Origin of the sequence: Mesorhizobium ciceri biovar biserrulae WSM1271 (assembly GCF_000185905.1) — a bacterium.
GTDB lineage: Bacteria > Pseudomonadota > Alphaproteobacteria > Rhizobiales > Rhizobiaceae > Mesorhizobium > Mesorhizobium ciceri.
In genome coordinates, this window is sequence record NC_014923.1 from 2,776,413 (window position 1) to 2,789,579 (window position 13,167).

Here is a 13,167-nt window from a genome sequence, read left to right on the forward strand (position 1 = left end):
AGATGAACTGGATAGCAATCGGCTCCATCTCCGACATCCCGCGCCGCGGCGCGCGTTGCGTCGCCACCCCGGAGGGCAAGATCGCCGTCTTCCGCACTGCGGACGATCAGGTCTATGCCATCGACGACCATTGCCCACACAGAGGCGGGCCGCTCAGCCAGGGCATCGTGCACGGCACGGCGGTGACCTGTCCCTTGCACAATTGGGTCATTTCGCTGGAGACCGGCAAGGCGCTTGGCGCCGACGAGGGCGCGGTGCGCACCATCCCGGTGCGGGTCGAGGGCGAGCGTCTGTTCATCGCGCTGGAAGCGCTGGCCAGCCGCGCGGCCTGAACCATGGAGATTGAGGAAGCGCGCGAGGTGAGGACCACCTGCCCCTATTGCGGGGTGGGCTGCGGCGTGCTGGCGAAGGTCGCTGCGGACGGGCAAGTGTCCGTCCGCGGCGACCCCGACCATCCGGCCAATTTCGGCCGGCTCTGCTCCAAGGGCTCGGCGCTGGCCGAGACCATCGACCTCGACGGCAGGCTGCTCCATCCCGAGATCCACGACCGCCGCGCCGGCTGGGATGAGGCGCTCGACCTCGTCGCTTCGACCTTTTCGCAAACCATTGCCGAACACGGACCCGATGCGATTGCCTTCTATGTCTCCGGCCAATTGCTGACCGAGGATTATTACGTCGCCAACAAGCTGATGAAGGGTTTTGTCGGATCGGCCAATATCGACACCAATTCGCGCCTGTGCATGGCCTCCTCGGTCGCCGGCCATCGCCGTGCCTTCGGCTCCGACACCGTGCCGGGAACCTATGACGATCTGGAGTTCGCCGATCTCATCGTGCTGGTCGGCTCCAACCTCGCCTGGTGCCATCCCGTGCTCTACCAGCGCATCGCGGCGGCGCGGGAAAAGCGGCCGGAGATGAAAGTCGTTCTGGTCGACCCGCGTCGCACCATGACCGCTGACATTGCCGATATGCATCTGGCGATCGCGCCGGATGGCGACGTCGCTCTGTTCACCGGGCTGCTCGCCTATCTCGGCCAGCACAACGCGCTCGACCGCGCCTACATCACGACGCACACGACCGGCTTCGGGCAAGCGCTTTTCGCCGCATCGGCGCTCGACCTGGTCGGCGTCGCCGCCGCCACGGGCCTGAGCGAGGACGAGCTTGGCCGGTTCTACAGCCTGTTCGCGGCGACCTCCAAGACGGTAACCGTCTACAGCCAGGGGGTGAACCAGTCGTCTTCGGGCACCGACAAGGTCAACGCCATCATCAACTGTCATCTCGCCACCGGCCGCATCGGCAAGCCCGGCGCAGGGCCGTTTTCGGTGACCGGCCAGCCCAACGCCATGGGCGGGCGCGAGGTCGGCGGCATGGCCAACATGCTGGCCGCCCATATGGAGATCGAAAACCCCGATCATCGCGACCGCGTGCAGCGCTTCTGGAACGCGCCGGCCGTTGCCGGAAAGCCCGGCCTGAAGGCAGTCGAGATGTTCAAGGCGGTTGCCGACGGGCACATCAAAGCGCTGTGGATCATGGCCACCAACCCGGTCGATTCGATGCCGGACGCCGATGCCGTCGAAGCGGCGATCAAGGCGTGCCCGTTCGTGGTGGTGTCGGACGTGCTGGCCCGGACCGATACCGTCCGCCACGCCCATGTCCGGCTGCCCGCCGCCGCCTGGGGCGAGAAGGATGGCACCGTCACCAATTCCGAACGCCGTGTGTCGCGCCAGCGCGCGTTTTTGCGCGTGCCCGGAGATGCGCTGCCTGACTGGCGGATTGTTGCCGAGGTGGGCAAACGGATGGGGTTTGGTGAGGCGTTTTCCTACGCGTCGCCGGCGGAGGTGTTTGCCGAGCATGCCGCGCTGTCGGGGTTCGAGAATGATGGTGCGCGGGATTTCGACATCGGGGCTTATGCCGGGGTTGATGGGGAGGGATATGAGGCGCTTGAGCCGTTCCAATGGCCAGAGGGGGGCGCTCAAGCTGGAGGTTGGCCAGAAGGGGTCGGCACGACTGGGCTCCAGGCTCGCTTCTTCGCCAACGGCAACTTCTTCACACCCGACCGCAAGGCGCGCTTCATCGCCATCCGTCCCACCACGGAAATCCGCACCAGCCCCGATTATCCGCTGATCCTCAACACCGGCCGGATCCGCGACCATTGGCACACCATGACGCGGACGGGGAAAAGCCCGCGTTTGTCGCAGCATATCGCTGAGCCCTTCGTCGAGATCCACCCGGCGGATGCGCAGCGCTTCGGCATCGGTGACGCCGACATAGCGCGCGTTTCCAGCCCGCGCGGTGATGTGCTGGTGCGCGCGCTGGTGACGGCGCGCCAGCGCCAGGGCAGCCTGTTTGCGCCGATGCACTGGACCGATCAGTTCTCGGCAAAGGGCCGGCTCGACACGCTGACCGCGCCGCTGACCGATCCCATTTCCGGTCAGCCGGCGCTGAAACATGTCGCCGTCCGCATCGAGAAATTCGCGGCAAAGGCCTTTGGCTTTGCGGTGGCTCGGCAGCGGCCGGAGCCTAATACTGCGCCCTACTGGGCCGTGGCCAAGTGCAAGGGCGGCTGGCGGGTCGAGCTTGCCTTTGCCGATGACGACATCGACTGGGCGGGCTTTGCCGGGTCGCTGTTCGGTACGTCATTGGGTGCCGAAATATCAGCTTATCACGACCGCGACGCCGGCCAGCACCGCATCGCCGCCTTCGACGACGACCAACTGTCAGGCGCCTTGTTCGTCGCGCCCAGCCCGGTCGCCGTGTCGCGCGGCTGGGCGGCGGAACAGTTGAGTGCCGATCATGTTGATCGGCGCAGCAGGCTGGCGATCGTGGCCGGGCGGCCGGGCGGGATCGACGTCGATCGCGGCGCCATCGTCTGCTCCTGCTTCGGCGTTGGCGCCAACCAGATCGCGGAAGCGGTACGCCGCGGCTGCGGCAGCGTTGCGGCAATCGGCGCGGCCCTGAATGCCGGCACGAATTGCGGCTCCTGCCGCGCCGAGATCAGGGTCATCATCGACGCACAGAGCCTCCAAGCAGCCGAGTGATCGTCCTGACCAAAGGGGCCTGCGCGACGGTGCTGGTTGGGCTATGGTGGCTCAGGCGTGCTACGTCGCGCACGAATCATCCTCAGTCAGGGTCATCCAATGGCAAATCCTCCGCGCCGACCGACAAATCCGATGGCGGCCGCCGAGGCGGCTTTCAAGCCGATGAAGAGGCCGGCTGCCCCGGTCCGAGAGCCCACGGCCGCTCCAGGCGTCAGAGAGCTTGTTTCGATCCGAATCGACCGCGCCGTGCTGGACCATTTCCAGGAGGATGGACCCGGCTGGCAGGACCGCATCAACGACGCCTTGCGGCGTGTGATAGAAGGCAAGCCGATCGTTACCGGGGGTGATCGTTCAGACGACGAGTAGCGGCTGTTCCAGCCGGCTCACGCTTCGAAGTGCAGGATATAGAGCTTGCGCGTTTTCTCGTGGATCGTCCATTCGCCTTTCCAGCCTTTCGGCAGCACCAGCATTTCGCCCGGACCGACGTCCTCGCTGCGGCCATCGGGACCATGCAGCGAGACCCGGCCTGACACGATGTGGCAGGTTTCGGAATTGGTCTCGCGCGAGGCCGTGAAGCGGCCCGGCGTGCACTCCCAGACGCCGACTTCCAGTGCGCCATCCGGCGAGGTCCACAGCGTCGTCGAGGCTTCGAACTGATCGCCGCTGATCGAGGTCGGCTTGGGCTCAGGCTCGCCGAGGTCGATGGAGGCGAGGTGGGCGAAGGTCTGGAAGTCGGTCATGGCAGTCTCTCAATGTCCTGTGATGCGGTCGGCGATTGCGGCCAGTTTCGACGTGTGCTGGAGGCCGGCTTCCTCGCGCTCGTCGGCGACGCGATAGAGCTGATACATCGAGTGGACGCCGAGCCAGCGCATCGGCTCTGGCTCCCATTTGCTGACCTTTCGGTTGACCCAGGGCAGGCGGGTCAGTTCGGTGTCGCGGCGCAGGATAAGGTCGCGCAGCGTGCGGCCCGAAAGGTTGGAACTCGAGACGCCGAGCCCGACATAGCCGCCTGCCCAGCCGATGCCGGTCTGCGGATCGAGCCCTGCCGTCGTGCACCAGTCGCGCGGCACGCCCAGAACGCCGCACCAGGCGTGGTCGATGCGAAGCCTGGCTGTCTGCGGCAGCAGCCGGGTGAGGATGGCGTGCAGGCTTTCGATCGTCGCCTGCTGCGTCTGGCCGCGTACATCCGTTTGCGAGCCGTAACGATAGGGTACGCCGCGTCCGCCCATGGTGATGCGGCCTTCCCTGGTGCGCTGCGCATAGCAATAAGCGTGCGCGGAGTCGCCCAGAAGCTCATGGCCCTCCCAGCCGATCTCGTCCCACAGTAATTGCGGCAGCGGCTCGGTGATGATCTGCGCGCTGTTGAGCGGCAGCCAGAGCCGTTCATTGCCTGGTATGCCGGCCGTGAACCCTTCCGTGGCACGGATGATGATCGGCGCGCGCACGGTGCCGCGGTTCGTCGTGACCTTGCCCTTCTCGATGCCGGTCACGGTGGTCTGCTCGTAGATCGGCACACCGAGCCGCTCGACGGCTTCGGACAGGCCGCGCACCAGCTTGGCCGGCTGCACACGCGCGGTGCCGTGGTGGATATAACCGCCAAGCACATTCCTGATGTTGATGCGGGCCTTGGCCTCTGCCTGGCCGATCAGGCTGACACGCTCGCTCGGCACGCTCCAGCCGATCGCATCGGCATAGGCGGCGTTGATCCGTTCGAGCTGCGGCGGGTTCGTCGCCACCGTCAGATTGTCGACGCGGCGGATGTCGGCATCGATGCCTTCGGCTTCGGTCACCTTGATCACTTCGTCGACCGTGCCATGCATGGCCGTTTCCATGTCGATGACAGCGCCGCGCGTCGAGGTCTGCAGATATTTCTCGCGCGACCAGCTGAAGCCGCCGGACAACCAGCCGCCATTGCGGCCCGACGCGCCGAAGCCGGCGAACTCCCGCTCGACGATGGCGATGCGGATCGATGGATCGGCCTTCTTCAGGTAATAAGCCGTCCACAGGCCGGTGTAGCCGGCGCCGACGATGCAGACATCGGCTTCGAGATCGCCCGGAAGCGGCGCGCGATAGGCCGGCAGGCCGATGTCGGCATACCAGAACGAGACGTTGCCGTTGACTTTGGCGTCCATGTCTAAAAATCCTGCGGGGAAAGAGCGATCAGGTCATCGTCATGTCGGCGCGATCGTCGTCGGCAAGAAGTTTTGCATCGACGACCGACCAGCGCAGATCGACCGTGTCACCAATCGAGAACGGTGTGGCTTCCAGCGACGAGCGTACGATGGCGACCGAGCCGTCGCGCAACGTCACCTGGTATTTCGAGCCGGAGCCCAGATAGATCGCCTCGCTGACTTGACCGGTGAGGCTGTTCTGCCCGGCGGCGGGAGGCGTGTTGGTGCCGGCAAGCAAAAGCTTCTCCGGCCGCAGCAGGACCACCGGTTTGCTGCCGCTGGCGAGCTTGCCGTTGGCCACGATCTTCTGGCCGGCGATCGTCAGGCTGGTTTCGTTTCCGGACGTCAGGGCGGTGCCACGCAAACTGGTCGATTCGCCGATGAACTTGGCCACGAACAGGGTCGTTGGCTCGTCGTAGAGCTGGCGGCCGGTTCCGACCTGTTCGATGCGGCCCTGATTGAAGACGGCGATGCGGTCGGACAGGACCAGCGCCTCTTCCTGGTCGTGCGTCACATAGACGAAGGTGGTGCCGAGTTCGCGGTGGATGCGCTTGATCTCCAGCTGCAGCCATTCGCGCAGTTTCTTGTCGAGCGCGCCGAGCGGTTCGTCCATCAACAGCAGCGGCGGATCGAAGACGATGGCGCGCGCCAGCGCTACGCGCTGCTGCTGGCCGCCGGAAAGTTCGGAGGGATAGCGATGCGCGAAGTCGGACATCTTGACCATGTCCAGCGCGCGCACGACGAGACGGTCGCGCGCCTGCTTGTCCATGCCGCGCAAGGTGAGGGGATAGGCGACGTTCTTGCCGACCGTCATATGCGGAAACAGCGCGTAGTGCTGGAAGACAACGCCGATGTTGCGCTTGTGGGCCGGCAGGGCGACGATGCTTTTGCCGCCAACGGCGAGGTCGCCGGAGGTGAGGTCGGTGAAGCCCGCCACGACGTTGAGCGTCGTGGTCTTGCCCGAGCCGCTGGGGCCGAGCAGCGTCATGAACTCGCCCGGCTCGATATGCAGGCTGACATCGTCGAGTGCGGTGAAATTGCCGTAGCGCTTGGTTGCGCCCTTGATGTCGATGGCCGCGCCGCGTTTCCTCGCAGTCATCTCAACTCCTCGTCGATTTCGAGCTGATGATCAGCCCGGCGCTGATGACCAGCGTCGTGGCAATGAAGATGATGGTTCCGACGGCCGTCACCGTCGGATCGGCGTCGCGGGTGATGCTGGTGAAGATCTGCACCGGCAAGGTCTTCAGGTAGGGACTGGTGATGAACAGCGCGACGATGATCTCATCGAAGGAGGTGACGAAGGCAAACAAAAGCCCGGACAGGATGCCGGGCGCGATCAGCGGCAAGGTCACGGTGCGGAATGTGGTGAAGCGGTTGGCGCCGAGACTTGCCGCCGCCGTCTCCAGCCGCGCGTCGAAGACTTCGAGGCTTGCCGACACGGCGATGATGACGAAGGGGATCGCCAGCATCGTATGTGCGATGACGAAGCCGGTGGTAGTGCCGACGAGCTGGTAGTCGAGATAGACGGCGTAGATGCCGATGGCCAGCACCACGCCGGGCACGATCATCGGCGTGATCAGGATGGCGCGCAGCAGGCCGGCGCCGGAATGTTTCATGCGGCTGAGGCCGAGCGACGCCAGCGTGCCGATCAGCGTGGCGGCGACGGCGACGAGGCCCGCGACCCTCAGCGAATTGAAGAAGCTCGACAGCCAATCGGGGTTGGTGAAGAAATTCTCGTACCATTGCCAGGAGAAGCCGGACGGCGGGAAAGCGAGCGACTTCTTCTCGTTGAATGACATCGGGATGATGACCAGCGTCGGCATCACCAGCCAGACGGCGACCAGCAGGCAGAACAGACCGAGCAGAAGGCGGGATGGTGCCAGTCTCATGATCTGGACGCCTGCTTGTGGCGCTGGCGCATCAGCGGGGCGGCGAGCGCCAGAAGCACGAAGGTCGCGACCAGCAGCACGACGCCCATGGCGCCGCCGCGGCCCCAGTTGAGCAGGCTGAGCACCTGGCTCTGCACCAGCGTCGACAGCATGGTGCTGCGCGGGCCGCCGAGCAGGGCAGGCGTGATGTAGAAGCCGAGCGACAGGATGAAGACGATGATGGCGCCGGCGAAAACGCCGGGAAGCGACAGCGGCAGATAGATTTGCAGGAAGGCGCGTGCCGGGCGCGCACCAAGGCTGCGCGCCGCCTGCACGAGGCGCAGATCGATGCCGCGCATGACCGAATAGAGCGGCAGGATCATGAACGGCAGCAGCACCTGCGCCATGCCGATGACGACGCCGGTCTGCGTGCGGATCAGCTTCACGCCGTCAAAGCCGAGCAGCCTGATGACCGAATTGATGATGCCGGAATCCTGCAGCAGGATGACCCAGGCCAGGGTGCGCACCACGCCGCTGACCCAGAACGGCACCAAAACGCACAGGATGAGGACCAGCCGCAGGCGCGGTCCGACCGCCGTCATGAGATAGGCATAGGGGTAGGCGGCGATGACGCAAACGATGGTGACCCAGGCTGCGATGGAAAAGGTGCGCCACAGGACGGTGACGTTCACCGGGGTGGAAAAGAACCAGACATAGTTCTGCAAGCCCCAAGATGGGTCCGAGAAGCTGCGCAGCGTGACGGTCAGCAAGGGATAGCCCATCGCGGCGATGAGCAAAGCCAAGGCGGGCATCGCCAGCAGCGAAGGATAGGCAGCAAGGCGCAGGCGCCGCTGCGGCGCCCGCACGGCACCTGGCGGCCGAGGATGATCACCCCCGGCCGTCGGCGTATGCGATGTCTGGCTCACGCCGTCACCTCAGCGGTAGCCGGCTCAGTTGCCGGCCATCAGCGCTGTCCACTTGTCGGACGCGGCGGCGAAGTTGGCGACCCAGAACTTGATGTTCTGCTGATAGCCGAGCTTGGCGTGGTCCGGCGTGTTGGTCAGAAAGGCGGCGACGGATGCGTCGACCTTCGGCTGTGCCTCGTTGTTGATCGGCGAGTAGGAGGTCTGCTCGGTCAGGATCTCCTGCGACTTCTTGCCGAGATAGGCGTTGATCAGCGCGTAGGAAGCGTCGGTGTCCTTGGCGCCGACCGGGATGGTCAGCTGGTCCATGACGACCAGCCAGTCCTTCCACACCGGCGTGTAGGCAGCGCCGTTCTTGACCGCCGTCATGGCGCGGCCGGTCCACATGATGATCATGTCGGCCTCGCCGGATTCGGCGAGCTGCTGGGATTCTGCGCCCGTCTTCCAGAAGATCGTGTCGGGACCGATCGCCTTGATCTTGGCGATGCCCTTGTCGATATCGGCCGGCGTCATGGCGTCGACCTTGCCGCCGTCTGCCAGGATGGCCTGTTCGATCAGGCCGCCGAGCGGGCTGCCGCTGCCGTCGATGGCGCGGGTGCCGGGAAATTTCGCGGTGTCGAAGAAGTCCTTCCAGTCCTTCGGCGGATTGTCCTTGTACGTGTCGTTCTTGTACATCAGGACCATGCGGTAGTTCATCGCCGGCACGCTGCACTCGCCGACCTGTCCGGGCGGGATGTGCGAGATGTCGAGCTTGGTCAAATCCAGCTTCTGGAACAGTTTTCCGCAATGCACGAAGGGCGGAAAATCGTCCGTATCGACGACATCCCAGGTCACATTGCCTGATTCGACCTGCGCCTGGAGCTTGGCGATTTCGGTCGGCCCATCATTCAAAAGCTTGACGCCGCTCTTGTCGACGAATTCCTTGAGGGCGGCGACCTGGCCGTCCTGGTAGATGCCGCCATAGGAGACGAAGGTCAGCGTCTTTCCCTTCAGCGAGCCGTCCACCACGGTCCCGGCCGGCGGCGCGTTCTGCGCGTGAGCGGCGGCCGCAAGCAAGGCCAGTGCGGCGGCGCCGACGAACCCGGCCAATCTTGATCTGCTTCCCATTTTCTAACCCTCCGATGGCTTGCTGTTTGATTTTGGTAGGCCGGGCGCGAGCGTTTTCCGGGCTACATATTGGTCGAGGTCGACGGCGCCGCTGGTCGGCGGCGCAATGATCCACAGCACTTCGGCCACCGTATCGCCGACATTGATCGTCCGGTGGGGCGTCGAGGTCGAATATTCGATGCTATCGCCCTCTTCGAGGGTGAAGCTCTCCTCGCCGAGCGTCAGTTGCACGCGTCCGCGCAGCACGAGGAACATCTCGCTCGCGTTGCCGTGCGTGTAGGGCACGTCGCCGGTCGAGCCGCCGACGGCGAACTCGCCGCAATAGACTTCCATCTCGCGGATCGGCCGGCGCGACAGCAGCGTCTTGCGGTAGCCTTCGCTGGTCGGCAGCGCCGGCCGCTCGCTGCGTGTCAGCACCGCGTGCGGCGACACTTCGCATTCGTCGAAAAGATCGGCGAGGCTGATGCCGAGCGCATTGGCAATCAGCATCAGCGTGCTGGTGTTGGCGCCGGAAAGGCCGCGCTCGAGCTGGCTTAGGAAACTGGCGGTGGTGCCGATCATGTCGCCGAGCTGGCGCAGCGTCAGGCGCCGCGTGGTGCGATAGGCCTTGATCCGATCGCCCAATACCGTCGAGCGGCGCGCTTCGGCGCTGGTCGCGGCATTGTCGTTGAGTGCGTGATCCGCAGCGATTTTCATGGCGATCTCAGGGTTCACTTAACATGCTATTAAGTGGGGCGTCCTGGCAAGCGGATTCGCCTGGTCACCTGAAAATCATCGATGGACCTGCAGAGGGCATGATCGGCCGACCGGCAACCCGGTTCAGCTCGATCACTGGATCATGAAGCGCGAACTGAATGGCAGGCTTGCCGCGCCGACGGCCTTCGGGCTGATGGTGACGCGCGCCGGCAGCGCTTCGATGCCGGGGAATTCCCGGCCGATGTCGTCGCACAAGGCCTCGGCAATCTTTTGCGGCGCATAGCTGGACAGGACGACCGTCCTGAACTCGACAAACTGGGTCAGCGCGGAGATCGACGCTTTCAGGCGGTCGGAACACTCGCCCAGCCATGCGCTGTAGGCCTCGCCCAGATCGGGCCACTCAGGGCTGCTGCTCCAGATGATTTCGGACGGGCGCCCGCGCATGGCCAGTTCGCTCTCCAGGCGCATCAGGCCGTGATCGAAGCTGGCGCTGGAGTTTCCCTTGTAGATCTGGTGGTTGAGGATGAGCCTGCTCTGCAGCCGTGCTCCGAGATAGAAGAACAGATAATCGTTGAGCGGCTTTGCGACGCCGAACATACTCTCGCCGCCGGCCGCAGCGGTGATGTCGTTCTGCACGAAAACCGGCAGCTTGATCTGTTCCTCGATCTCGGCCTGCAAGGCCTTGAGCGAGGTGCTCGATCCGTTGCGGGTTGCAGCCATCGTGTCGACATCGTCGGGAACCGCCAGGCCGATGCCGGCAACCCGGCTGCGCGCCTCGACCGGCAGGCTGGTCATGGCTTGCCCGATCGCGCCGAACAGATCGCTGCTTTGCGGAAACGGATTGGCTTCATCCGCCGGCAACTGCGTGTGGAAGCGCACCGTGCCGATGAAGTCGATGAGCGCGATGTCGATCCTGCGCCGGCTGAAGCCGACGCCAACCGCATAGGCGCCCTCCGGGTTGAGTGAAAGCGGGATCGTCGGCGGCCCGACGCGGCCGCGCTGCGCCTCGCCCTGCGAGACCAGGCCCTCCTGCTCGAGCGAGCGAACGATGACTGAAGCCGTCTGCGCCGACAGGCCGGTCTTCTCGCCGATTTCCATCCGCGAAATGCCTTCGTTCTGAAGCAGCAGGGACAGCACCAGCCGCTCGTTGTAGCTGCGGACGCTCAATGCATTCAGCCCGCTCGCACGATCGGCGATGCGCAAGGGATTGGGTGGTGCGAATCTCATGTCAGGCAAAGGTCGCCCCGTCGGTAAGAGCGCGTTGCCTGGCGGCGGTATGGTTGCTCATGTCGAGCGGCTCCAGCCGATGGCATCGACCGCGCGGGCGAGCGCGGTGCCCAGCAATCTGTGCGCCTCGGCATCGATGTGAAAGCCGTCCGCCTTGCTGCACGACACCACCGAGCCGGCATCGAAAAAGTGCAGTTCGAGCGAGTCCGCCAGAACCTCGAACTCGAGCGCGAGCAGGCGCGATTTCTCCGGCGCGCCGGCGAATATGGACTTCCATTCCTTGACGTCGTCCTGCATCGGCGGTGGCGCCACGATCATGATCTCGGGCGTCGAGCCGCCCGGACCTGGCGCCAGCTCCTTGATGTCGTAGACGAGGCAGCCGATCCCCATCGCCACTTCCGACGGCGGCTTGTTGAAGCGGATCTTCAGATCGTTGGTGCCGAGCATGATGATGACGAGGTCGAGCGTCGCATGGCTCTGCAGGCAAGGACGAAGATAGGTTCGGCCGTTCTTGTGGGCGCCCTCGATCGGGTCGTCGTGGACGGTGGTGCGGCCGCTCAACCCCTCCTCGATGACATACCAGTCAGGGCCCAGCTGAGAACGCAATATGCCCGGCCAGCGTTCACCCGGACCATAGCGCTCGAGCGGCCCCCTGCCGGGGATCTGGCCGTGCGTGTTGGAGTCGCCGTAGCACAAGACTGATCGCATGTTTTTCCCGCCGGGACAGACTGCGCGCCGAAGCCGGCGAGCGCCATTCATGATGGATAGTGGAGCGGCGAAAGGCAAGCAAGGGAATAGTCATTCAACCTGACTAACTATTGACAGGGCGAATCCGCTGTGCTTCTAAAGTGCCCGGAGGAGTTCTCGACCGTCATCATCGTCCAGCAGAAGTTGGGCTTCGACACGCATGTGTTCGGGGGCGGGAGAATTGCGCGCATCGGTCGGTTTGTGACGGGGGCATGCATTGGGAGAGCGTCTCGTGGCCATACGAATTTGTAGGCCGGAGCAACCACAAGGAGGAGTGTTCAATGTTAGGATTGCTGAAAACCGTCGGCCTGGGGATGCTCGTTGCGTCCACGCTTGCCGTGACGTCCCTGGCGCATGCGCAAGACGTCAAGCTGATGGACGGCGTGGCGCCGCGCCCCGACGACACGCGCATGACCGCCGCCGGTGCGTTCAAGAAGGACCCGCCCTGGGTCATCGGCATGAGCGACTTCGGTGTCAACGCAAACACCTGGACGGTGCAGGTGGCGCATGAGGCGGAGAACGCCGCGGCCAAGGACAAGCGCATCTCGAAATTCATCCTGCTCGATGCCGGCTTCGACCAGAAGAAGCAGGTGGCCGATATCGAGGACCTGATCGCACAGCATGTCGACGCCATCATCGTTCAACCGGTGACCAGCACGTCGGCCAATGCCAGCATCGCCAAGGCGGTCGCCGCCGGCATCCCGGTCATCCTTCACACCGGGCGTATCGATTCCGACGCCTACACCACCGAAATCCAGGGCGGCGCCGAGCACTTCGGCAAGGTCATGGGCGACTGGCTGGTGAAGACCGTCGGCGACAACGGCAAGATCTGGGTCCTGCGTGGCCTGGCCGGCCATCCGGAAGACACCAACCGCTATAACGGCCTCCTGGAATCGCTCAAGGGCACGCATGTGCAGATCATTGCCGAGGAGCATGGCGACTGGCAGTACGACAAGGCCAAGAAGCTGTGCGAGACGCTCTATCTGAACAATCCGCAGGTCGACGGCATCTGGTCGTCCGGCGCCGACATGACGCGCGCCTGCGTCGATGTCTTCAAGCAGTTCGGCACACCCATTCCGCCGATTTCGGGCGAGGGCAACAATGGCTATTTCGGCCAGTGGATTACGGATGGGTTCAAGTCGATCTCTCCGGAATACAGTCCCGCCCAGGGCGCTGCCGGCGTGCGCGCTGCCGTTGCCCTTCTGGAAGGCAAGCAGCTCTACAAGCGCTATGTCTACAATCCCGACGGATGGGACCAGGACAAGGCCAAGAAATACTATCGCGATGACCTGACCGCCAATGTCTGGTGGCCAAGCGAACTGCCGGAAGACAAGCTCAAGGAATATTACGGCAAGAAGTGACGGCGCCGTGGCTGGCGGGGAGTGGACAAACA

Annotated in this window: 13 protein-coding genes; 4 read left to right on the top strand and 9 right to left on the bottom strand. The window is 64.4% G+C overall.

Features of this window, described 5'->3' with window-relative positions:
- The first annotated feature begins 2 nt into the window (after positions 1-2).
- From nirD to MESCI_RS13315, 3 genes are all read left to right on the top strand, one after another.
- A complete protein-coding gene (nirD, locus tag MESCI_RS13305; RefSeq protein ID WP_013530461.1) occupies positions 3-332 on the top strand; it encodes a nitrite reductase small subunit NirD in 330 nt (109 codons plus the stop codon).
- Between the two features lie 3 nt (positions 333-335).
- Complete coding sequence (locus MESCI_RS13310) at positions 336-3,035, top strand: nitrate reductase (protein WP_013530462.1); 2,700 nt, start codon at positions 336-338, stop codon at positions 3,033-3,035.
- A 99-nt stretch (positions 3,036-3,134) separates the two neighbouring features.
- Entirely contained in the window at positions 3,135-3,401 is a 267-nt protein-coding gene (locus tag MESCI_RS13315; protein ID WP_013530463.1) for a BrnA antitoxin family protein, read from the top strand.
- 17 nt (positions 3,402-3,418) lie between these two features.
- Here MESCI_RS13315 and MESCI_RS13320 read toward each other — a convergent pair whose 3' ends face one another.
- From MESCI_RS13320 to MESCI_RS13360, 9 genes are all read right to left on the bottom strand, one after another.
- A complete protein-coding gene (locus MESCI_RS13320; protein WP_013530464.1) occupies positions 3,419-3,775 on the bottom strand; it encodes a cupin domain-containing protein in 357 nt (118 codons plus the stop codon).
- A 9-nt stretch (positions 3,776-3,784) separates the two neighbouring features.
- Positions 3,785-5,167, bottom strand: coding sequence for an NAD(P)/FAD-dependent oxidoreductase (locus tag MESCI_RS13325; RefSeq protein WP_013530465.1), 1,383 nt, complete (start codon positions 5,165-5,167; stop codon positions 3,785-3,787).
- A 28-nt stretch (positions 5,168-5,195) separates the two neighbouring features.
- The gene (locus MESCI_RS13330; RefSeq protein ID WP_013530466.1) at positions 5,196-6,305 is read right to left on the bottom strand and encodes an ABC transporter ATP-binding protein; all 1,110 of its coding nucleotides are present in this window, start codon (positions 6,303-6,305) and stop codon (positions 5,196-5,198) included.
- Position 6,306: 1 nt separating this feature from the next.
- Entirely contained in the window at positions 6,307-7,095 is a 789-nt protein-coding gene (locus MESCI_RS13335) for an ABC transporter permease (RefSeq protein ID WP_013530467.1), read from the bottom strand.
- Positions 7,092-8,000, bottom strand: a complete 909-nt coding sequence (locus MESCI_RS13340) for an ABC transporter permease (protein ID WP_013530468.1) — start codon at positions 7,998-8,000, stop codon at positions 7,092-7,094. Before MESCI_RS13340 ends, MESCI_RS13335 begins: the two co-directional genes overlap by 4 nt.
- 24 nt (positions 8,001-8,024) lie before the next feature.
- Positions 8,025-9,104, bottom strand: coding sequence for an extracellular solute-binding protein (locus MESCI_RS13345; RefSeq protein WP_013530469.1), 1,080 nt, complete (start codon positions 9,102-9,104; stop codon positions 8,025-8,027).
- 3 nt (positions 9,105-9,107) lie between these two features.
- Positions 9,108-9,800, bottom strand: a complete 693-nt coding sequence (locus MESCI_RS13350) for a helix-turn-helix domain-containing protein (protein WP_013530470.1) — start codon at positions 9,798-9,800, stop codon at positions 9,108-9,110.
- 132 nt (positions 9,801-9,932) lie between these two features.
- A complete protein-coding gene (locus MESCI_RS13355; protein WP_013530471.1) occupies positions 9,933-11,027 on the bottom strand; it encodes an ROK family transcriptional regulator in 1,095 nt (364 codons plus the stop codon).
- Between the two features lie 57 nt (positions 11,028-11,084).
- On the bottom strand, positions 11,085-11,735 hold the full coding sequence (locus MESCI_RS13360; protein WP_013530472.1) for an SGNH/GDSL hydrolase family protein: 651 nt from the start codon (positions 11,733-11,735) through the stop codon (positions 11,085-11,087).
- A gap of 353 nt (positions 11,736-12,088) precedes the next feature.
- Here MESCI_RS13360 and MESCI_RS13365 point away from each other — a divergent pair, with 353 nt between their 5' ends.
- Positions 12,089-13,135 (top strand): substrate-binding domain-containing protein, encoded by a 1,047-nt coding sequence (locus tag MESCI_RS13365; protein ID WP_395316698.1) that lies wholly within the window; start codon positions 12,089-12,091, stop codon positions 13,133-13,135.
- Positions 13,136-13,167: the final 32 nt, after the last annotated feature.